The following is a 21,232-nucleotide window of genomic DNA, read 5'->3' as shown; positions in this document are numbered from 1 at the left end:
ACACGCACCCGCTTTCTTGCTCAACCAATCCCACAGCCGGCAATCCGCCTGGCTTCTGACAGGTTGACCTTGGGGATCAGTTCGGCCGGGATGCGCGACGCCGCCGACAGGTTGTAGACGTGAAAATGATCATTGACCACTTGCCGCGCCATCAATGTCAGTGACGGCAGGATGCGGCTGTCCCAATGCTGGTCCAGGCCGCACGGTGAATGTTGCCCTTCTTCGGTCTCGTAGAAGCGCCCCACCGTCTGGTCAAGGTCGACCCCCACCAGCAGCACCTCTTCGAACCCCAGGTGATAAGCCAGTTGCAGCGCCACGTAGGCGACTGTGCGGGCATCGAAAAAACCCTGCGACAAGTCTTTGCTGAAGGCGATCGACCGTGCCCGTTTGCTCCACAGTGCGCGGCTGCAGACGCAACTGTCACCGTGCCCGCGCACACCGTCGAGCAGGCCGGGTGTGTGCGCCTTGTGCAAGGCATAGCATTCGCTGGCAGCTGGTATGTCGGCACCCTCGAATTGCTCTGGCCACAGCGCGAGCCGTTGGCTGTCACTCAGGGCGGTGGCAAATAGATCAGGTTGCTGCAGGCCGAAGCTTTTGTCGGTGCACACGTAGAAAAACGGTTTCACGCCATGCTCTGCTGTCATGGCGACTGAACCGTTCATGGCAATGATGGGCAGGTGGGCAAAATCAGCCAGCGGGAAATGCCTGGCTGAAGCACCCGAGGCCAGAATCACCACGGGGCCTTGCTGGGTATTGCGACACGCCTCGAAACTGGAGAACGCCCCGCGTTCAGCACTGGGCTGCGACGGAAGTGTGTTCATCGTTTGCTACTTTGGACTGGACAGTACAAAACACGATACCGGTCCTTGTATGCACAACGGACGCTTTTACAAAAACCTTACACAAAGCGACTGCTGGGTCTAAATCTGTCCAAAAGTGGAAGTAATGACAGCGCCCTTCTCCACATAAGCGCAGTGTTTCTACAGACCCGTACTCCCGGTCGTTGTTCACCCGCCTGCAGGTCTGGCAGGCGCTTTGCCCCCATTGCACCGACGAACGGGCGTACTGGAAGCGGTGTCACGCACCGGGCTATTCGTCGCTTGCCCATGAGCCTGCTTGATGGTTACCAACTGCCCGACTAATACTTAGGTCTCTGCCTGGGGAGGCACGAAACATGCAACCAAGATTCGTTATCGTTCCGGCGGTACCCATCGAAAAGGAGTCTTTCCGCGTCGGTAGCCGTTACTACGCAGCCACCGTATGCGGCGGGTTCGACATTTACGACAACCTGGCGAAGGAGCGGCTCAAACCCAGTTACCCGAACAGGACCGATGCAGAAGTGCAATGCCAGCGGATGAACACAAAACTCGAAGCACGGTGAGGGGAAGTCGCCGAAGCGGGTGCGCTCAAATGACGTGTGAAGTACTTGCGGCCTCACCTCATGACCCTGGCCCGATTAATACCAGTCAGTTACGGCCAAGGGGGCCGCTGCGCGGCCCATCGCAGCCCCATTCACCGCCGATGACGCTTAACTGACTGGCAAGCCAGCTACCAACATTGGCGGTATGGGCGGCTCAGGTTACTGAGCTCATTCCAGGCACTCTCTTGCAGCCTGGCGCAGTTTGTCGCCCGAAAGGAAGCTGCCTTTGTAGAACGTGGCGCGGCTGCCGTCGCGCGACTCAACCACCTCGAGGACATCGTCAGAGGCCACTGCGCTTGGCGCGGTCAATCGATAGCCGTGGGCGATCGATTTCTGGTTGGCGAGGGGCGCCAGTGCTTGCCACTTGGGCATTACACAGGCGGCATATTGTGCCGGGGTTTTGGAGGTCAGCTTACTGGCTGTGGGGTTACCCGGTGTTGCGCAACCGGCAAGGCTGGCAGTCAACAAGGTGCAAACAAAGATACGAAATGTAGGCATTTGCAATTGACCATTAGGGATACGGGGCATTCTACCCAGCGTTGCAACTTGGTTCCAATCAACCAAGGTCGTGGTGCATTTTGCTTATGAGTGAACATTCTATTGAAGTTTCACTAAAGCGGGCACCTGTTAATTCTGCTAGTAGCCAAAGCCGTGAAGCGGGTAGAGAGTGGCCGTGCGGATACACATTATCTTGAAGCACCACAAGGAGCGCTCCACATGCCACCCACTCGCACGCTTTTTTTCTACCAGAGTGATAACCTGAGCACAGTGAAAACAGGTGAAGAAAGCCGCGGTATCTTTCGGGGTGTAGCAAACATCGCGCATGCAGAACTGCACACTGACAATGCACAAAGTGCCTTGTTGGCAACGGACGATAAAGGTTCAGTCTTGCAGGTGCAAAGTAACGAAGGCGGCAAGTCGGACACAGACCAGCCTTAGCATGAAAAGCTTCACTTGCATGTCCACTTGCTGGTTGTGTCATGATGCGCTGAACAGGTACTACCGTGCAGGATGCCCATGCCTCAGTTTGATTGGCTCGCGAACCACATGAACCATTGCAACGCCTTCGCTCAGTGGATTCATCAGCAATTCACGTATGAGTTCGACGGCATCGACCTCTCGCGATGGCAGCACGAGTTCGCAGAAGGCCAGGGCAATGGTGACTGGCAATGCCTGATTGCCCTGGAGCAAGGCCAGTTGTTGGGCGGAGCCGCTCTAGCAGCCCAAGACCTGCCTTCCCGTCCGGACCTCGGCCCTTGGCTTGCCTGCGTGTTCGTTGACCCGACAGCCAGAGGAGCCGGTATCGCCGAGGACCTGATTGAGCGCCTATGTGCCCATGCGCGCACTGCCGGCCTCGAAACCTTGTACCTGCACACCCATGATAAACAGGCTTACTATGCCAAGCGTGGCTGGACGGTGATTGAGCAGTTCGAAGCGTGGGGCAACCTGCAGTGGCTGATGTCACGCACGCTTCGCTGAACAGCCGGACAGGGTTGTAGACGCACACTTCAAGGAACGCACTCACGCTCATGGAACCGCTTCATACCATCAAAGCCGATCTCGTCAAAACCGCCGACCACCTGAATGAACTCAGCAAAGCCATGACCGGGCACGCCAAGTTCATGGAAGCGCGGGCGACCTCAGACAGCGAGATCGATGTACGCGCTCATATCAAGTCCATCGATGGGGTTGCCAGTGAGTTGAGGTCCGTCGCAGCAAAGATCAAGGATGAGACCTGACCCACGCCCAACCCACGGCAACCTTCAGAGCTCGCTACTTAGCGCAGGCGAACTGTTCGGTCACGGGAATCGCATCGCTTGCTATCCGCCGCGCCCTGCCCACGCCCCACGCCAAGGCACGGGTCATCGACTCGCCTGGACGCGAATCGAATGCTTCTTCGTGAATGGCCATGCCACTGGGGGCATAAACCCCGATGAACATCTGCGTATTGCCTGTTCGCGACAGTCGCACCTGGACATCGATGTAGCTGCCGTCACTTAACGTTTCGTCGTGAGTCCGATGGTGAAGCGTTGGGTCAGCCCAGCCCCAGAAAACGTCGCCGCGAATCCGCATGTCGCCCCTCCTACGACTTTAGTTGTATACCTAAAGCCACCATAGCCAAAGGCAAACGGCGCGCAACTGTACTCAGTCGAAATGTGAGCTGAATCGGACAACTGGCAATCACCTGTAAACAAAGCGTTATTCGTTTGTCTGCGCAGGCCATCACGTCGTGCCAAATCAAGCACCGACAGTCGACGCCAGAGGTCGCTTGCACGGTGAATTTATGGCAATCTGCCGCGAAATCAAAAACGCAAAATCATGGAAACTAAATTTCAAGAGCACGCTAATGCCAGAAATTTCAGCAGATAACGCCAGCCTTATTCACAGCATTGCTACAACAACCGCCATCATTGCCGCCTTAGTCTCGGCCTGCGCGGTCATCCTGGCGCACCTGACGTCCGAGGTGCAAAGTAGCGAGTCAGACAGGTCCATGGCCGAGGCCAGCCAACTGATCGCCACAGCTAACCAGTCCGCCGCCCAGTCCCAGTTGAAAATCGAAGAGCTCCTGCAACAGAACGCGGCGTTGACGGCACAACTGGACGCCGCGAAAAAAGAGCGCCAGGCCATTGAACATCGCCTGCGGCCCAGAAAGCTGACAGCGCAGGCACAGGCCGCGTTCCAGGCATTGGCGGCAGCGCTCGCCAAAGACAAAGTAGCCCCAACCGTACTGCTCAATATCGTCAGAAACGACGACGAAGCGTTGGCGTTCTCCAAGCAGATCGCCGTTGCCCTGACCAAAGCGGGCGTGCGGGTACAAATAAAGCAGTTGATGCTCACCAAAGAGGCCACGGGCGTTCAGGCAGTGCTGTATGACAGCCCGGGAAGCCAGCAAATCGAACGTGCGCTGAGGGCCGCTAATTTTGCAACGGACATCAGTCGATCGTCGCAAACACCGAAGATCAATATTGATGATGACGACAAGCCTGCTATTAGTGCGTTTATCAACGTGTTTCCAAAAGAGATGTCGTTAACGGACACTGCAGCGCCGCACGCAGACTAAAACTAACGATCATGACTGGCCACCCATCCAGCATGGACGCAAAGCCAGTAACTAACACGCCCGGCTCCGTAGTAGCGTTGCGCATTCTACGAACTTCCAGGTCCGTTAACCGCAAGCCCACGGACCTGGGCGATTCAGACCAGGAGGTCCAATGCGTGTTGAGGTGATAGACCAAGCGGCGATAGATTCGGCGCTGATTGCGTTTGCCCGCTATAAAATCGGAGAAACAAAAATCTTCGACCTAGAGCGTGCAATGAGCTTTGAAGTGGGTGAGGCTTTGTCCAAGAGCGGACTGGTGAGGTTCACCATTACACAGTCAGTGTCCGGGCGCTACCGCATCAGCGATGAAGGCGAAAACGCCATCACGGACGCTGGGCGGGCGCGCCTTAAGGTGATCCGAGGGTAAGCCCGCTTTCATTACTCAGAACAGCCAGCCTAACCAAATAGATTAGGCGCCGCCCGCCAGCACCTCAGCATTTATCGTGAAGCTCGGCGGGCCAAGCGCTGAAAAAGCCATTCATTCCAGGCCCCCCACGTAGCGCCAGAGAGTGCCCCAATACTCGATCAGCCCAAGGATCTTTACAACACTTGAAGGGCGTCAGTTCACTTCACGTGGATGTCTCTTAGCGCTGTGATCATTCTGTTTGGATAGATTACAACCGCGCAATCTAAACATCAGCATAAGAGCAATTACGAACGCACACCCATTACAACCTGAAGACAGTAGGAAGTAATTATATACAATTAAAACAATCAAGCGCTTGATGCAGATCAAAACCACACTACGCTAAGGAGGCTATGAAAAACATCGCTTCTAATTTTCAAGGAGAAGAAAATGCCAGCACAAAGTTTGGTTCTTGCTCGCAATGATTTCGAGAGCATAATCGATGACATGGCCGCTCACTTTAAAAGCGACAGCAGGGCTCAGAGTTACAGCACTGAGTCAAAAGTACTGAATGAATTGTATGGCGGCTTGGAGCCTGTGTCACTGGCCGTTAGCTCGCTGAGCGACAGTGGTAACGATCAAGTAATCAGCAAGTTTACGGGGGATTGCAAGGCCGATCTGAATACTGACAGCGCTGCCTTCCACAGCAAGACGTCGGACTATACGACTGCGCTGCAGTCCTCGCAGAACCAGGATGAATTTAGCCGAAGAATTGATGAAATGGCTGACAAAGCCAAAAGGGATAATGCCTCGGCCATTGACCGCTGGCGCGAAAAAGCCAAGCAGATCAACAAGGAAAACCCTGGGGCCGGCAATGCTATTCTTATCGCTTTCGAAAGCGTGTGCGCGTTGGCCAACAAAGTGTACAGTGCAATTGTTGATTTCTTCACCTCCATCGTCCAAAGCGTTGTTAAGTGGTTAGCTAACGCTTGGTCTTCGATTAAAAACTTCTTCTCTGATGTTTCGCACTTAATTTCAGGTTGGTTCTAGTTATCTACCGTTTGCCCTCGCGTATTTTTACGCGAGGGCAAACCTTTGCAAAATAGGCGGCCGTACCGCTTCTCAGGTAAACACGTTAAAAAAAGGCACCGGTGCTCTCCATCATCACCGGGCAGCCTACTCGACGAGCGGGCCCTTAACGCCATCAAGCAAGCCCTGCAGTTAGCAACGCTCCAAACGCATGGCGTGCAAGTCCGTGCCCCCTGCCAGACCTTTCGTGGTCCAACCAAGCAAAGGTGGGCTGTGGAGCTGCGATCCAAGTGTTACAATCCGCCCATTCAAATCAGCGCTCAAGCGCTGGACATCCGTGATCGCCGTCAGTACGACACCCGCCACACCTACGCAACCCTGTGCCTGATGCCTGGGATGAACCCTGCGTTCATCGCGAATCAGCTCGGCCATAGCGTTGAGATGTTGCTCTCTACCTACGCGAAATGGATCAGCTCCTCCTCGGACTGGAGGGAGCTGGAGAAGCTGCCGCCCCGCGTCGAATTGGCCCAAAATTGGCCCAAAACTGACACGAGGGCCTAAATACACCTCTGGAACCCCCGCAGGACAAGCACTTGATTTCTACCGCCAACATCACCATGCAGTTCGGCTCCAAGCCGCTGTTTGAAAACGTTTCCGTCAAATTCAACAACGGCAACCGCTACGGCCTCATCGGCGCCAACGGTTGCGGTAAGTCGACCTTCATGAAGATCCTCGGTGGCGACCTTGAGCCGTCCGGTGGCCAGGTCATGCTCGAGCCGAACACCCGCCTCGGCAAGCTGCGCCAGGACCAGTTCGCCTACGAGGAATTCACCGTGATCGATACGGTGATCATGGGCCACGGCCAGCTGTGGAAGGTCAAAGCCGAGCGCGATCGTATCTACTCGCTGCCAGAAATGACCGAGGAAGACGGCATGGCCGTCGCCGAGCTGGAAACCGAATTCGCCGAGATGGACGGTTACACCGCCGAATCGCGCGCCGGTGAACTGCTGTTGGGCCTGGGTATCCCGCTGGACCAGCACTTCGGCCCGATGAGCGAAGTGGCGCCGGGCTGGAAGCTGCGTGTGCTGCTGGCCCAGGCGTTGTTCTCGGACCCGGACGTGCTGCTGCTCGACGAACCGACCAACCACCTGGACATCAACACCATCCGCTGGCTGGAAACGATCCTCACGGCGCGCAACAGCACCATGATCATCATTTCCCACGACCGGCACTTCCTCAACAGCGTCTGCACTCACATGGCCGACCTGGACTACGGTGAGCTGCGCCTGTTCCCAGGCAACTACGACGAGTACATGACCGCCGCGACCCAGTCGCGCGAGCAGTTGCTGTCGGACAACGCCAAGAAGAAAGCCCAGATCGCCGAACTGCAGACCTTCGTCAGCCGCTTCTCGGCCAACGCCTCCAAGGCCAAGCAGGCCACCTCGCGCGCCAAGCAGATCGACAAGATCCAGCTGGCCGAGGTCAAGCCGTCGAGCCGGGTCAGCCCGTTCATCCGCTTCGAGCAGACCAAGAAGCTGCACCGTCAGGCCGTCGTGGTCGAGAAAATGGCCAAGGCCTTCGACGACAAGGTTCTGTTCAAGAACTTCGACATCACTGTCGAAGCTGGCGAGCGCGTCGCGATCATCGGCCCCAACGGTATCGGCAAGACCACCCTGCTGCGCACCCTGGTTGGCGAAATGACGCCGGATGCGGGCTCGGTGAAGTGGACCGACAGCGCCGAAGTGGGCTACTACGCCCAGGACCACGCCCACGACTTCGAGGACGACCTGAGCCTGTTCGACTGGATGGGCCAGTGGACCTCCGGTGAGCAGGTGATTCGCGGCACCCTCGGGCGCATGCTGTTCTCCAACGACGAGATCCTCAAGTCGGTGAAGGTGATTTCCGGTGGTGAGCAAGGCCGCATGCTGTTCGGCAAGCTGATCCTGCAAAAACCGAACGTGCTGGTGATGGACGAACCGACCAACCACCTGGACATGGAATCGATCGAAGCACTGAACCTGGCGCTGGAAAACTACCCAGGCACGCTGCTGTTCGTCAGCCATGACCGTGAGTTCGTGTCCTCGCTGGCCACCCGCATCATTGAGCTGTCGCCGGACGGTGTCGTGGACTTCAGCGGCACCTATGACGACTACCTGCGTAGCCAGGGCGTCGTGGTCTGATGTAGTGCGCTCCGCCTGGTCGCGTTGAGTCGACCAGGCGGATCCCATGAAGGGGCATTCACCCGGAATAATTCGTTAGCCTGCTTTCATTTCCTTCGCGCAACGGCCATGATGAAACAACGCCCAACCGCCCGCCCGCGAAAGAGCCCATGACCGCGCAACAGTCCGCCCCCGCCAGCAATACCTCCAATATCACCCTGCAGATCCTGTCGATCGTCTTCTACACGTTCATTGCCTTCCTCTGCATCGGCCTGCCGATTGCGGTGTTGCCCAGCTATGTGCATGACCAGTTGGGCTTCGGCGCGGTTGTCGCCGGGGTGACGATTGGCCTGCAATACCTGGCCACCCTGCTGAGCCGCCCCTTTGCCGGGCGGGTGGCGGACACGCTGGGCGGCAAGCAAGCGATTCGTTTCGGCTTGCTCGGCATTGCCAGTTGCGGGGTGCTGACGCTGTTGTCGGCCTGGACCCTGAGCGTGCCGTTACTGAGCCTGGCGCTATTGCTGGGCGGGCGCCTGCTGCTGGGCATCGCCCAAGGGCTGATCGGCGTGGCCACCTTGAGCTGGGGCATCAGCCAGGTTGGACCGGAGCACACCGCCCGGGTGATCTCGTGGAACGGTATCGCGTCTTACGGCGCCATCGCCATTGGTGCACCGGTCGGTGTGCTGGCGGTGGATGGCCTGGACTTCAGCGTGCTGGGGCCAACCTTGCTGGTGCTGGCGCTGCTGGCCATGCTGGTGCTGCGCAAACGCCCGGACGTGGTGGTGGTACGGGGCGAACGGCTGCCCTTCTGGTCTGCCTTCGGCCGCGTTGCGCCCTGTGGCCTGGGGCTGACATTGGCGTCGATCGGCTATGGCACGCTGACCACGTTCGTCACCCTCTATTACCTGGAACGCGGCTGGGCCGGTGCAGCCTGGTGCCTGAGCGCCTTCGGCGTGTGCTTTATCATTTCGCGGCTGTTGTTCGTCAATGCGGTCAACCGGTTTGGCGGCTACAACGTGGCAGTGGTGTGCATGGCCACCGAGGTGATTGGCCTGGGGCTGCTGTGGCTGGCACCCTCGCCGCCTTGGGCGTTGGCAGGTGCCGGGCTCACTGGGTTCGGCTTGTCGCTGGTGTACCCGGCACTGGGCGTAGAGGCCATCAAGCAGGTGCCTAGCAGCAGCCGCGGCGCTGGGTTGGGGGCTTACGCGGTGTTTTTCGACATGGCCTTGGCCATCGCCGGCCCGGTGATGGGCGCGGTGGCAGTGCACCTGGGCTATGCCTCTATCTTCTGCGTTGCCGCCCTGCTCGCCTTGGCAGGCGTCGGCTTAACGCTGCTTCTGGCGCGGCGAAGCCGACGCAGCTGAGCGCTCATCCGGTAGCGGTGCGCTGAGGGCCTGGCTGAAGAACGCTGCGGTGTCGCGTTGCAACGAGTGATGAATATGGCGGCGGTCAACGCCTTCGGCATCCTTGCACAGCGCCGGCATGCGGGCGTGTTGTTCTTCGTCGCAGCGCGCCATGAACACGAAATGCCCTGCGCCGGCCAGCAGACGGTAATCCGGCGTGACTGGCAGCTTGCGTGCTAACGCTTCGGCATTGCGGTCCACAGCCACCAGTTGGTCGCGGTCGCCGCTGTAGATCAGCACCGGGATGTGCACACTGGCCAGCGCATGGCGGCCAAACAGCAGGCTCAGCGGCGCCATCAGCATCGCCGCGCCCACCCGTGAATCGGCCTTCGGTGCCAGCTCGCTACGGTCGGCAATCAGCACGCCATGGGTCTTGCAGGCGTCGCCATCGCTAGGGCGCTCGAGGCAGTACTGGCGCAGGCGGTCCAGGTCGGGTTGCGCACCCGAGACGATCAGCGCCGTTTCGCCCCCGGCCGAATAGCCGATGACACCTACCTTGCCATCATTCAGGTAGGGCCCAAGCAGCGCGTCGTCACGGGCAGCCGTGATCGCGGCGCTGACTTGCAGCGGCCGGCCATACAGGTTGCTCAAGGTACCCAGGCGACTGTGATCGCGGGCGTTGTCCCCCGGGTGCACCACCGCCACGACCACAAAACCCTGCCGTGCCAGCGCAGTAGCCAAGTAATGCAAGGCCAGCGGGCTGCCGGTATTGCCGTGGGAGAGCACCAGTAAAGGGAACTGCCCCACGGCCACCGGCGCCTCTTCGGCGACGTCGAGCGGGTAGCCGTCGATGCGCATGTTATGGGGCACACCTGTCGCCGGGTAAAACGCCAGCGCTTGCATCGGGCGATCATCGACAGGGTCGGCCAGGGTCATGTGGTGCAGGCCGGCGACCCAAGGCGCGGCGTGGGCGTGCGCCAACAGGCCGCCGAGCAGGACCAGCGCCAACACGCTACGAGGGATGTTCATCGCCAGCCGTTCCGTGCAGGGTCAGAGATAGCGCCAGCATAGAGCCGCCGACGCCAAGGGCAGATGAAAACTGGATGAAACCCTGCATGCACGCAACGCCCGCGCCCAATGCAATTGCGCTTTTCCGAGAACCCATGGCATAGATGCAGGTCAATCGCTTTACCTGACCCTTTCGCGACCTTGAAGGAGCACCCTGCATGAGCAAGCACCCTTACGCCCCACCCAAGGTCTGGCGCAATGACGCAGCCTCCGGTGGCCAGTTCGCCAGCATCAACCGCCCGGTAGCCGGCCCGACCCATGACAAGGCGCTGCCAGTGGGCAAGCACCCCTTGCAGTTGTATTCGCTGGCCACGCCCAACGGCGTGAAGGTGAACATAGCCCTTGAAGAGCTGCTCGCCCTGGGCCACAGCGGCGCTGAATACGACGCCTGGTTGATCCGCATCGGCGAGGGTGACCAGTTTTCCAGCGGCTTCGTGCAGGTCAACCCCAACTCGAAGATCCCTGCCCTGCTCGACCGCAGTGTCGAGCCACCGGTACGGGTATTCGAGTCGGGCTCGATCCTGTTGTACCTGGCGGAAAAGTTCGGTGCGCTATTGCCCACGTCTGCCGCTGCACGTACCGAAAGCCTGAACTGGCTGTTCTGGCAGATGGGCGCGGCGCCGTACCTGGGCGGCGGCTTTGGCCACTTCTACGTGTACGCCCCGGAAAAGTTCGAATACGCCATCAACCGCTTCACCATGGAAGCCAAGCGCCAACTGGATGTGCTCGACCGCCGCCTGGCCGAAAGCCGTTATTTGGGCGGCGATGAATACAGCATCGCCGATATCGCCGTGTGGCCTTGGTATGGCGAGCTGGTGCGCGGCAATCTTTATGGCGCAGCAACGTTTCTGGCGGTGCACGAATACACCCACGTGCAGCGTTGGGCCGAAGAGATCGCCCAGCGGCCCGCCGTGCAACGTGGGTCACGGGTCAATCGCACCTGGGGCGATGAAGCCAGCCAAGTACCAGAACGGCACTCGGCGGCCGACCTGGATTGACCGTTCGGGGCCGCCTCGCGGCCCCGACAATGCTCGCCTGCATAAAACCATTTGCCCCTGCGCAAACCTGCGTCCGGCAATGCCTTCTTGTACACTCCTCGCACTAGCCCCCACCTGCAAAACTTTTTGGTGAACGCATGATCGAGGTAACCGAGGTTTCCATTGCCGAGCTGCGCGACGCACTCGAGTCGGGCCGCACGACGGCGGTCGAGCTGGTCAAGGCCTACCAGGCGCGCATCGACGCCTACGATGGCGCCGACACCGCTACCGCACTGAACGCCGTGGTGGTACGCAACCCAGACGCACTGAAGGAGGCTGAAGCCTCCGACGCCCGCCGCGCCAAGGGCCAGCCCCTGAGCCCGCTGGACGGCATCCCCTACACAGCCAAGGACAGCTACCTGGTCAAGGGCCTGACTGCGGCTTCCGGCAGCCCGGCCTTCAAAGACCTGGTCGCCCAGCGCGACGCCTTCACCATCGAGCGCCTACGCGCCGCCGGTGCTGTGTGCCTGGGCAAGACCAACATGCCGCCCATGGCCAACGGTGGCATGCAGCGTGGCGTCTATGGCCGCGCCGAAAGCCCGTACAACGCCGCCTACCTGACTGCGCCCTTCGCCTCTGGCTCGTCCAACGGTGCCGGCACCGCGACGGCCGCCAGCTTCAGTGCCTTTGGCCTGGCCGAGGAAACCTGGTCCAGTGGCCGTGGCCCTGCATCGAACAACGGCTTGTGCGCCTACACCCCTTCGCGTGGGGTGATCTCGGTGCGTGGCAACTGGCCGCTGACCCCGACCATGGACGTGGTGGTGCCTTATGCCCGCACCATGGCCGACCTGCTGGAAATCCTCGACGTGGTGGTTGCCGACGACGCCGACACACGCGGTGACCTGTGGCGCTTGCAGCCGTGGGTAACCATCCCGGCCGCCTCTTCGGTGCGCCCAGCGTCGTACCTGGACCTGGCTGTGGATGCCAGCGCGCTCAAGGGCAAACGCTTTGGCGTGCCGCGCATGTACATCAATGCCGATCCAGAAGCTGGCACCTCCGAGAAACCGGGTATCGGTGGCCCAACCGGCCAGCGCATCAACACCCGCGACAGCGTCATCGACCTGTGGCAACAAGCGCGCCAGGCGTTGGAGGCTGCAGGTGCCGAAGTGCTCGAAGTGGACTTCCCGCTGGTCTCCAACTGCGAAGGCGACCGCCCTGGCGCCCCGACCGTGTACAACCGCGGCATCGTCAGCAAGGCATTCCTCCATGACGAACTGTGGGAGCTGTCGGGCTGGGCCTTTGACGACTTCCTGCGGGCCAACGACGACCCCAAGCTCAACCGCCTGGCCGATGTCGATGGGCCGAAGATCTTCCCGCACGACCCCGGCACCCTGCCCAACCGTGAGGATGACCTGGCTGCGGGCATGGACGAATACGTCAACATGGCCAAGCGCGGCCTGAAGACCTGGGACCAGATCGAAACGCTGCCCGACGGGCTGCGCGGCCTGGAGAAAACCCGCAAGCTGGACCTGGAAGACTGGATGGACACCCTGGGCCTGGACGCGGTGCTGTTCCCCACCGTGGCCGATGTAGGGCCAGCGGATGCTGACGTCAACCCGGCTTCGGCCGACATTGCCTGGAGCAACGGCATTTGGGTGGCCAACGGCAACCTTGCGATCCGCCACCTGGGCGTACCGACCGTCACCGTGCCCATGGGTGTAATGGCTGACATCGGCATGCCGGTAGGGCTGACCTTCGCCGGCCGCGCCTATACCGACAACCACCTGTTGAGCTTCGCAGCGGCCTTCGAGGCCACTGGCTCGCGCCGCATGATTCCACCGCGTACGCCAGCACTGGGCAAGTAAACGCGCCCGTCACATCGCCATTTTCAACGTATTGTGTAAAAATGCACAAACCGTTGAATTTGGCGATGCATTCATGCCGCTCTCTCCCCCTGAAGAACGTCAGCTCACCCTCACCGTTCTCAAGGCCGCTATCCAGGCTTTGGGCAGCGTTGCCGCGCGCAACATGGAAATCCTCCTGCACGACCTTGACCACCCGGAACACTCCGTGGTGGCAATCGTCAACGGCCACCTCTCCGGCCGTGTGGTCGGCAGCCCAATCCTCGCCGCGCCGGAACAGGACCTAGGCTTCAAGGCCCTGATGCGGGCCACCGTGGAACAGCGCGGCTGTGCGCCTGTGGTCTTGCCGGATTACCCGACCACGCTCAAGGGCCGCACCCTGCGCAGCGCCACGGCCATTTTCCGCGACAGCACCGGCCACCCGTTCGCCAGCCTGTGCATCAATACCGACGTTACGGGGCTGGACGCTGCGATGAATTTTCTGCAGCAGCTACAGCCCCTGAGCGACTCGCCAGCGGTCAGCGAACCCGCCGACATGGCGCTGTTGATGAGCGAAATCATCCAGGGCGCGCTGCAACGCAGCGGCCAAGGCCGGATGACCAAGCAGGCCAAGGTCGACGCGGTGCGGGTGATGCAGGAGCGTGGCTTGTTCATCGTCAAAGGCGGCGTGGAAAAGGCTGCCAGCGCCCTTGGGGTGACCCGCTACACCGTTTACAACTACCTGGAGCAGTTGCGTGGCGAACAGCCGGCAGCGGCCCGTGAAGACTGACGCTTGGAGCTAACGATGACTTTGCATATACAGACGCCGCTGATCGAATCCCGCCCGCTTTCGCTGGCGTCAGGCTGTACCGTTTGGCTCAAGCTTGAGGCAGTGCAGCCTTGTGGCTCGTTCAAGCTGCGTGGCGTGGGCCATGCCTGCGAAGTCCACCATGCCAGGGGCGCGCGCCATTTTGTGTCGTCGTCCGGGGGCAATGCCGGGCTGGCGGTGGCGTATGCCGGCCGCAAACTGGGGGTGCCGGTGACCGTGGTGGTACCCGAGACCACCACCGAGCGCGCCAAGCAACTGCTGCGCCTTGAAGGCGCCAAGGTGGTGGTGCATGGCAGCTCCTGGCAGGAGGCCAACGAGCTGGCCCAGACCCTGCTCGGCAGCGGCGATGCGTTCATTCACCCCTTCGACGACCCATTGCTCTGGGCCGGACATGCCAGCCTGATCGACGAAGTTGCCGCGGCCGGGCTTAGGCCCGATGCGGTGGTGCTGTCGGTCGGCGGAGGCGGATTGCTCAGTGGCGTAGTCGAAGGGCTGAAACGCAATGGCTGGGATGATGTACCCGTGCTGGCGGTGGAAACTACCGGTGCCGCCTCGCTGCACGCAGCGGTGCAGGCTGGCCACCCGGTTGAACTTGAGCGCCTCGCCTCGGTGGCCACCTCCCTGGGTGCGAAGCGCGTTGCTGATCAGGCATTGGAATGCGCGCGTAACCATCCGCTGCACAACCATCTGGTCAGCGACCGTGCCGCGCTGGAAGCCTGCGAACGCTTCTTGCTCGATCATCGGGTATTGGTGGAGCCCGCGTGTGGGGCTGCATTGGCGGTAGCTTACGAAGCCGAGAAATTGGCCGAGTACAACAATGTGCTGATAGTGGTTTGCGGGGGCGCCACGGCGACACTGGCGCAGATTCAGGATTGGTTGAAGCAGGTCGATTGAGGTTGCCTGTTCCGGCCCTTTCGCGGGCAAGCCCGCTCCCACAGGAATAACTTTGCCCTGTAGGAGCAGGCTTGCCCGCGAAGGGGCCGGGGCAGTCAATCGAGCAAGGGAATGATGTTGGCGACTAACGCTTCTCCCTCTATTTCAATCACCGCCACCGTCACGGGCAATTTGAACCGTCGCGGCCCGGCGCTTCCGGGATTCAGGTACAGCAGCCCGTCCCGCCAGTCGATCAGCGGCTTGTGCGAATGCCCGGTGATCACCACCCGCACAGCCTCATCGAGCTTGGCCGGCACATCGGCGATGTCATGCACCAGGAGTGCCTGCCAGCCCCCCATGTCGAAGCGCAGTTGATCGGGCAAGTCCGCCGCCCAAGGCCATTTCAGGTCATTGTTGCCGCGCACTACCCGCACCGGCGCCAGGGCCTCCAGCACCTCCAGTACGTCCGGTTTGCCGATATCACCGGCATGCACGATCAGCGCACAACCGACCAGCGCATCCACCGCCTCTGGGCGCAATAAACCGTGGGTATCGGCGATTACGCCAATTTTCATGCCTGCGTTCCTGGTCCAATGGAGTGGAGAGAAAAACGCCCGTGAGATCAGGATAGTCACACAGGCCTGTTCTAATGAGCCTCACGCACCTGGGAAAATTCCAGCGAGCCTGACGAAAAGCGCATCTCGCCCTTTCGATCTGTAGCGAGTGAAGGCACAATGCGTGTCCTTTTTTTGGCCGGCCTTGCCGGGGGCCTTTAAATGATCAAGACGCCGTACTACCTCATCGATAAAACCAAGCTGCTGGGCAACATGGAGAAGATCGCGTATGTGCGCGAGAAGTCCGGTGCCAAGGCGCTGCTCGCCCTCAAATGTTTCGCGACCTGGTCGGTGTTCGACCTGATGCAGCAATACATGGACGGCACCACCTCTTCGTCGCTGTTCGAGCTCAAGCTCGGCCGCCAGAAATTCGCAGGCGAAACCCACGCCTACAGCGTTGCCTGGGCCGATGACGAAGTCGAGGAAATGCTCGAGAACTGCGACAAGATCATCTTCAACTCGATCGGCCAGCTGCAACGCTTCGCCGAACAGTCCGAAGGCAAGGTTCGCGGCCTGCGCGTCAACCCGCAAGTCAGCAGCTCCGACTACCTGCTCGCCGACCCGGCACGCCCGTTCAGCCGCCTCGGTGAGTGGGACCCGGAGAAGATCGAGAAGGTCATCGAGCAGATCTCCGGCTTCATGTTCCACAACAACTGTGAGAACGGTGACTTCAGCCTGTTCGACAAGATGCTCACGCACATCGAAGAGCGCTTCGGCCACCTGCTGCACAAGGTCGAGTGGGTCAGCCTCGGTGGCGGCATCCACTTCACCGGTGAAGACTATGCAGTCGATGCGTTTTGCGCGCGCCTTAAAGCCTTCTCGGAAACCTACGGCGTGCAGGTGTACCTGGAGCCGGGCGAAGCCGCCATCACCAACAGCGCCTCGCTGGAAGTGACCGTGCTCGACACCCTGTACAACGGCAAGCACCTGGCCGTGGTCGACAGCTCGATCGAAGCGCACCTGCTCGACCTGCTGATCTACCGCCTCAACGCCAAGATGGCCCCCAACGATGGCGAGCACACCTACATGGTCTGCGGCAAATCGTGCCTGGCCGGTGACATCTTCGGCGAGTACCAATTCGATCGTCCGTTGGCCATTGGCGACCGCCTGTCGTTCATCGACACGGCCGGCTACACCATGGTCAAGAAAAACTGGTTCAACGGTCTGAAAATGCCATCCATCGTGGTCAAGCAGCTCGACGGCAGTGTCGAGGTGGTGCGCGAGTTCGGTTTCGAAGACTACGTTTCCAGCCTGTCGTAAGACCGGCTTTCAGTAAGGAGCAAGGGATAAATTGAAGAAGAACGTTCTTATCATTGGTGCAGGAGGTGTCGCCAAGGTGGTGGCCCACAAGTGCGCGCAGCATAACGACGAACTCGGTCGTATTGCCATTGCGTCGCGGAACATCTCCAAATGCCAGGCCATCATCGACAGCGTCAAGGCCAAGGGTAGCCTAAAGGTACCCGCCGACATCCAGGCCTTCTCGCTCAACGCCCTCGATGTCGAGGCGACCAAAGCACTGATCCGCGAGACCGAATCGCAGATCGTGATCAACGTGGGCTCTGCCTTCCTCAACATGTCGGTGCTGCGTGCCTGCATCGATACCGGTGTCGCCTACCTGGACACCGCGATTCACGAAGAACCGGGCAAAATCTGCGAGACGCCGCCCTGGTACGGCAACTACGAGTGGAAACACCTCGAAGAGTGCCAAGAAAAGAACATTACCGCCATTCTCGGCGTCGGTTTCGACCCGGGTGTGGTGAACAGCTACGCAAAACTTGCGCAGCAGCAATACTTCGACAGCATTGATTCGATCGACATCCTCGACGTCAATGCCGGTTCGCATGGCAAGTACTTCGCCACCAACTTCGACCCGGAAATCAACTTCCGCGAGTTCACCGGGCAAGTATGGAGCTGGCAGAACAGCCAGTGGACCAGCAACACCATGTTCGAGGTCAAGCGTACCGACGACCTGCCCGTAGTAGGTTCGCAAAACCTGTACCTGACCGGCCACGATGAAGTTCACTCGATTTCGAAGAACCTCAACGTGCCGAACGTGCGCTTCTGGATGAGCTTCGGCGAGCACTACATCAATGTGTTCACCGTGCTGAAAAACCTCGGCCTGCTCTCCGAGCAACCGGTCAAGACCGCCGAAGGCCTGGAAGTGGTGCCATTGAAAGTGGTCAAGGCCGTGCTGCCAGACCCAGCCTCCCTGGCCCCGGGCTACACCGGCAAGACCTGCATCGGTGACCTGGTCAAGGGCACCAAGGACGGCCAGCCGCGCGAAGTGTTCATCTACAACGTGGCGGATCACGAAGAAGCCTTCGCCGAGACTGACAGCCAAGGTATTTCCTACACCGCCGGTGTACCGCCAGTGGCTGCCGCCCTGCTGGTCGCCCGTGGCGAGTGGGATGCCAAGCGCATGGTCAACGTCGAAGAACTGCCAGCCGAGCCGTTCCTCAAGGCGCTGGACGTGATGGGCCTGCCGACCCGCGTCAAAGATGAGAAAGGCGATCGTCCTTGGGACGCTGAAGCCTAAGCAACATAAAACAGGGCGCCTATCAGGCGCCCTGTTTTTTTGGGATGTGCCGGTGGTACCTGCGGCAGCGCCCGAACGACTCGACCCCTGCCGCCTGCTCGCGTACGCTTGCCGCTTTCCTTCCGTAGCAAGGCAAACGCGCCCATGGCAAACACAGACATCATCTACACCCCCGATCCGGACGCCGATTCCATTTCATCCGACGTCGCCGAATACAACGGTGTGTTGGTCTCCACCCAGATCCCCACCCGCGCCGATGGCAGCCTCGAGCTGGGCGACATCGTTGCGCAGAGCGAATGCACCCTGCAGGCGCTGAAAGTAGCCCTGGAAAAAGCCGGCAGCAGCATGGACCGCGTGCTGCACCTGACCATCTACCTCACCGACATGGCTGAACGTGCAGCGTTCAACGAGGTGTACCAGCGCTTCTTCAGCAAGCCATGGCCCGTGCGCGCCGCCGTTGGCGTGGCCTCGCTGGCGGTCGAAGGCATGCGCGTGGAAGTCACCGCGATGGCTGCCAAACGCTAATCCCGCCAGCTCACGCATGCCCTATTGTAGGAGCGGCCTTGCGTCGCGAAAGGGCTGCGAAGCGGCCCCAAATTCGGTGCAGTCACAAAGACAGCTGGGGCCGCTCCGCGACCCTTTCGCGACGCAAGGCCGCTCCTACATCTCCAGGTCGCGCCGCCTCTGGGCAGCGTAGGGATGCCACCAGCCCGTTTCACCGCTACAATGCCCGCCTAAACCGTGACCGCCCGAAACTATAACGACATGTCCCTTCCAAAGAATCACCTGGAACTGCTCAGCCCTGCCCGTGACGTGGCCATCGCTCGCGAAGCGATCCTGCACGGCGCTGATGCCATCTATATCGGCGGCCCGAGCTTCGGCGCGCGCCATAACGCCTGCAACGAAGTCAGCGAAATCGCCGAACTGGTCGAGTTCGCCCGTCGCTACCATGCACGCGTGTTCACCACCATCAACACCATCCTCCACGACAACGAGCTGGAGCCGGCGCGCAAGCTGATCCATCAGCTCTACGACGCGGGCGTCGACGCCTTGATCGTGCAGGACCTGGGGGTGATGGAACTGGACATCCCACCGATCGAGCTGCACGCCAGCACCCAGACCGACATCCGTACCCTGGAGCGCGCCAAGTTCCTCGATCAGGCGGGCTTCTCGCAGCTGGTACTGGCCCGTGAGCTGAACCTGCAGCAGATCCGCGCCATTGCCGCCGAAACCGACGCCGCCATCGAGTTCTTCATCCACGGTGCGCTGTGCGTAGCGTTCTCCGGCCAGTGCAACATCTCCCACGCCCAGACCGGGCGCAGCGCCAACCGTGGCGACTGCTCGCAAGCCTGCCGCCTGCCCTACACCCTGAAGGATGACCAGGGCCGCGTGGTGGCCTTCGAGAAGCACCTGTTGTCGATGAAGGACAACAACCAGACCGCCAACCTGCGCGACCTGGTCGACGCTGGCGTGCGCTCGTTCAAGATCGAGGGCCGCTACAAGGACATGGGCTATGTGAAGAACATCACTGCCCACTACCGCAAAGAGCTCGACGCCATCCTCGAAGACCGCCCGGGCCTGGCCCGCGCGTCAAGCGGCCGCACCGAGCACTTCTTCGTCCCCGACCCGGACAAGACCTTCCACCGCGGCAGCACCGACTACTTCGTCAGCGACCGCAAGATCGACATCGGCGCGTTCGACTCGCCAACGTTCACCGGCTTGCCGGTGGGCGTAGTGGAAAAGGTCAACAAACGCGACATGCTGGTCACCACTGACGTGCCACTGACCAACGGCGACGGCCTGAACGTGCTGGTCAAGCGCGAGGTGGTGGGGTTCCGCGCCAACATTGCCGAACCCCGTGGCGAGTTCGAGGAAGACGGCCAGAAGCGCTATCGCTACCGCGTCGAACCCAACGAAATGCCTGACGGCCTGTACAAACTGCGGCCAAATCACCCGCTGTCACGCAACCTCGACCACAACTGGCAACAGGCCTTGCAGCGCACGTCGGCCGAACGCCGAGTGGGTGTGGAATGGCACGCGGTGCTGCGCGAGCAGCGGCTGATGCTCACCGTCAGCAGCGAGGAAGGCGTCAGCGTGCAAGTGGCCCTGGACGGCCCGTTCGGCGTGGCCAACAAGCCGCAACAGGCGCTGGACCAACTGCACGACCTGTTGGGCCAACTGGGTACCACCCAGTACCACGCCAACGCCATCGAACTGGATGCCCCGCAGGCGTATTTCATCCCTAACTCGCAGCTCAAGGCCCTGCGCCGCGAAGCCATCGAGGCGCTGACCGCTGCTCGGGTCAAGGCGCATCCGCGCGGCGGTCGTAAAGCTGAAACCACGCCGCCTCCGGTGTACCCGGAGTCGCACCTGTCGTTCCTGGCCAACGTTTACAACCAGAAGGCGCGCGATTTCTACCACCGTCACGGCGTGCAGCTGATCGACGCGGCCTACGAGGCCCATGAAGAGCACGGCGAAGTGCCGGTGATGATCACCAAGCACTGCCTGCGCTTCTCGTTCAACCTGTGCCCCAAGCAGGCCAAGGGCGTGACCGGCGTGCGCACCAAGGTGGCGCCGATGCAGCTGATTCAGGGCGACGAAGTGTTGACCCTGAAATTCGACTGCAAACCGTGTGAAATGCATGTGGTCGGCAAGATGAAAAGCCACATCATCGACCTGCCGACCCCCGGCAGCGCGGTGGCCCAAGTAGTTGGCCATATCAGCCCGGAAGACCTGCTCAAGACCATCCCGCGCGCACCGCATTGATCGCCCCCTTGTAGGAGCAGCCTTGTGCTGCGAAGAGGCCGGCGGCAGCATCCGAAATCTTAAGTGCTGCCACCGCCCTCCCTTGTAGGAGCAGCCTTGTGCTGCGAAGAGGCCGGCAGCAGCATCCGAGATCTTAAGTGCTGCCACCGCCCTCCCTTGTAGGAGCAGCCTTGTGCTGCGAAGAGGCCGGCAGCAGCATCCGAGATCTTAAGTGCTGCCACCGCCCTCCCTTGTAGGAGCAGCCTTGTGCTGCGAAGAGGCCGGCAGCAGCATCCGAGATCTTAAGTGCTGCCACCGCCCTCCCTTGTAGGAGCAGCCTTGTGCTGCGAAG

22 protein-coding genes are annotated in these 21,232 nt (G+C 60.5%); 17 read left to right on the top strand and 5 right to left on the bottom strand.

What is annotated here, in order from left to right:
* Positions 1 to 20: 20 nt before the first annotated feature.
* Positions 21 to 821, bottom strand: a complete 801-nt coding sequence (locus tag OO306_RS19015) for a lipopolysaccharide biosynthesis protein (protein WP_265969601.1) — start codon at positions 819 to 821, stop codon at positions 21 to 23.
* A 353-nt stretch (positions 822 to 1,174) separates the two neighbouring features.
* On the opposite strand from OO306_RS19015, the gene OO306_RS19010 reads away from it, so the two are divergent.
* Positions 1,175 to 1,381 (top strand): hypothetical protein, encoded by a 207-nt coding sequence (locus OO306_RS19010; RefSeq protein ID WP_027594850.1) that lies wholly within the window; start codon positions 1,175 to 1,177, stop codon positions 1,379 to 1,381.
* Between the two features lie 207 nt (positions 1,382 to 1,588).
* On the opposite strand, the gene OO306_RS19005 is transcribed toward OO306_RS19010, so the two are convergent.
* Positions 1,589 to 1,948 (bottom strand): hypothetical protein, encoded by a 360-nt coding sequence (locus OO306_RS19005; protein ID WP_099429483.1) that lies wholly within the window; start codon positions 1,946 to 1,948, stop codon positions 1,589 to 1,591.
* Positions 1,949 to 2,137: 189 nt separating this feature from the next.
* Between OO306_RS19005 and OO306_RS19000 the strand changes: the two genes are divergently transcribed.
* The 3 genes from OO306_RS19000 (at position 2,138) to OO306_RS18990 (ending at position 3,159) form a co-directional block, all read left to right on the top strand.
* On the top strand, positions 2,138 to 2,359 hold the full coding sequence (locus OO306_RS19000; protein WP_085273402.1) for a hypothetical protein: 222 nt from the start codon (positions 2,138 to 2,140) through the stop codon (positions 2,357 to 2,359).
* 78 nt (positions 2,360 to 2,437) lie between these two features.
* Positions 2,438 to 2,899, top strand: coding sequence for a GNAT family N-acetyltransferase (locus tag OO306_RS18995; protein WP_238211879.1), 462 nt, complete (start codon positions 2,438 to 2,440; stop codon positions 2,897 to 2,899).
* A gap of 50 nt (positions 2,900 to 2,949) precedes the next feature.
* Complete coding sequence (locus OO306_RS18990) at positions 2,950 to 3,159, top strand: hypothetical protein (RefSeq protein WP_027594847.1); 210 nt, start codon at positions 2,950 to 2,952, stop codon at positions 3,157 to 3,159.
* Positions 3,160 to 3,193: 34 nt separating this feature from the next.
* Here the strand turns inward: OO306_RS18990 and OO306_RS18985 are convergent, their stop codons facing one another.
* Positions 3,194 to 3,493, bottom strand: coding sequence for a hypothetical protein (locus OO306_RS18985; protein WP_027594846.1), 300 nt, complete (start codon positions 3,491 to 3,493; stop codon positions 3,194 to 3,196).
* A gap of 211 nt (positions 3,494 to 3,704) precedes the next feature.
* On the opposite strand from OO306_RS18985, the gene OO306_RS18980 reads away from it, so the two are divergent.
* The 5 genes from OO306_RS18980 (at position 3,705) to OO306_RS18960 (ending at position 9,418) form a co-directional block, all read left to right on the top strand.
* On the top strand, positions 3,705 to 4,481 hold the full coding sequence (locus OO306_RS18980; RefSeq protein ID WP_256577423.1) for a hypothetical protein: 777 nt from the start codon (positions 3,705 to 3,707) through the stop codon (positions 4,479 to 4,481).
* Positions 4,482 to 4,632: 151 nt separating this feature from the next.
* Positions 4,633 to 4,887 (top strand): hypothetical protein, encoded by a 255-nt coding sequence (locus OO306_RS18975; protein WP_027594844.1) that lies wholly within the window; start codon positions 4,633 to 4,635, stop codon positions 4,885 to 4,887.
* A gap of 429 nt (positions 4,888 to 5,316) precedes the next feature.
* Positions 5,317 to 5,916, top strand: a complete 600-nt coding sequence (locus OO306_RS18970) for a hypothetical protein (protein ID WP_265969600.1) — start codon at positions 5,317 to 5,319, stop codon at positions 5,914 to 5,916.
* Between the two features lie 572 nt (positions 5,917 to 6,488).
* Positions 6,489 to 8,075: an ABC-F family ATPase gene (locus tag OO306_RS18965; RefSeq protein ID WP_027594842.1), complete on the top strand. Its 1,587-nt coding sequence runs from the start codon at positions 6,489 to 6,491 to the stop codon at positions 8,073 to 8,075.
* Between the two features lie 149 nt (positions 8,076 to 8,224).
* Complete coding sequence (locus tag OO306_RS18960) at positions 8,225 to 9,418, top strand: MFS transporter (RefSeq protein ID WP_265969599.1); 1,194 nt, start codon at positions 8,225 to 8,227, stop codon at positions 9,416 to 9,418.
* Here OO306_RS18960 and OO306_RS18955 read toward each other — a convergent pair.
* Positions 9,380 to 10,426 carry a dienelactone hydrolase gene (locus OO306_RS18955; RefSeq protein ID WP_265969598.1) on the bottom strand — a complete coding sequence of 349 codons (1,047 nt, stop codon included), beginning with the start codon at positions 10,424 to 10,426 and terminating at the stop codon, positions 9,380 to 9,382. The two genes, OO306_RS18960 and OO306_RS18955, sit on opposite strands and share 39 nt — an antisense overlap.
* 197 nt (positions 10,427 to 10,623) lie before the next feature.
* On the opposite strand from OO306_RS18955, the gene yghU reads away from it, so the two are divergent.
* The 4 genes from yghU (at position 10,624) to OO306_RS18935 (ending at position 15,006) form a co-directional block, all read left to right on the top strand.
* Positions 10,624 to 11,463: a glutathione-dependent disulfide-bond oxidoreductase gene (gene yghU, locus OO306_RS18950; protein WP_099429495.1), complete on the top strand. Its 840-nt coding sequence runs from the start codon at positions 10,624 to 10,626 to the stop codon at positions 11,461 to 11,463.
* A gap of 137 nt (positions 11,464 to 11,600) precedes the next feature.
* The gene (locus OO306_RS18945; RefSeq protein ID WP_265969597.1) at positions 11,601 to 13,307 is read left to right on the top strand and encodes an amidase; all 1,707 of its coding nucleotides are present in this window, start codon (positions 11,601 to 11,603) and stop codon (positions 13,305 to 13,307) included.
* A gap of 73 nt (positions 13,308 to 13,380) precedes the next feature.
* On the top strand, positions 13,381 to 14,073 hold the full coding sequence (locus OO306_RS18940; protein WP_027594837.1) for a transcriptional regulator: 693 nt from the start codon (positions 13,381 to 13,383) through the stop codon (positions 14,071 to 14,073).
* 15 nt (positions 14,074 to 14,088) lie between these two features.
* The gene (locus tag OO306_RS18935) at positions 14,089 to 15,006 is read left to right on the top strand and encodes a pyridoxal-phosphate dependent enzyme (protein ID WP_265969596.1); all 918 of its coding nucleotides are present in this window, start codon (positions 14,089 to 14,091) and stop codon (positions 15,004 to 15,006) included.
* A gap of 95 nt (positions 15,007 to 15,101) precedes the next feature.
* Here OO306_RS18935 and OO306_RS18930 read toward each other — a convergent pair whose 3' ends face one another.
* Positions 15,102 to 15,560, bottom strand: coding sequence for a metallophosphoesterase family protein (locus OO306_RS18930; RefSeq protein ID WP_265969595.1), 459 nt, complete (start codon positions 15,558 to 15,560; stop codon positions 15,102 to 15,104).
* A gap of 201 nt (positions 15,561 to 15,761) precedes the next feature.
* On the opposite strand from OO306_RS18930, the gene OO306_RS18925 reads away from it, so the two are divergent.
* The 4 genes from OO306_RS18925 (at position 15,762) to OO306_RS18910 (ending at position 20,901) form a co-directional block, all read left to right on the top strand.
* Positions 15,762 to 16,859: a carboxynorspermidine decarboxylase gene (locus OO306_RS18925; protein WP_027594834.1), complete on the top strand. Its 1,098-nt coding sequence runs from the start codon at positions 15,762 to 15,764 to the stop codon at positions 16,857 to 16,859.
* A 31-nt stretch (positions 16,860 to 16,890) separates the two neighbouring features.
* A complete protein-coding gene (locus OO306_RS18920) occupies positions 16,891 to 18,135 on the top strand; it encodes a saccharopine dehydrogenase family protein (protein ID WP_027594833.1) in 1,245 nt (414 codons plus the stop codon).
* A gap of 144 nt (positions 18,136 to 18,279) precedes the next feature.
* Complete coding sequence (locus tag OO306_RS18915; RefSeq protein ID WP_265969594.1) at positions 18,280 to 18,660, top strand: RidA family protein; 381 nt, start codon at positions 18,280 to 18,282, stop codon at positions 18,658 to 18,660.
* A 240-nt stretch (positions 18,661 to 18,900) separates the two neighbouring features.
* The gene (locus OO306_RS18910; protein WP_265969593.1) at positions 18,901 to 20,901 is read left to right on the top strand and encodes a U32 family peptidase; all 2,001 of its coding nucleotides are present in this window, start codon (positions 18,901 to 18,903) and stop codon (positions 20,899 to 20,901) included.
* Positions 20,902 to 21,232 lie beyond the last annotated feature (331 nt).

The organism is Pseudomonas sp. DCB_AW, assembly GCF_026240895.1.
In the GTDB taxonomy this organism is placed as follows: domain Bacteria; phylum Pseudomonadota; class Gammaproteobacteria; order Pseudomonadales; family Pseudomonadaceae; genus Aquipseudomonas; species Aquipseudomonas kermanshahensis.
This window is presented reverse-complemented; position numbering and strand designations above follow the sequence as displayed.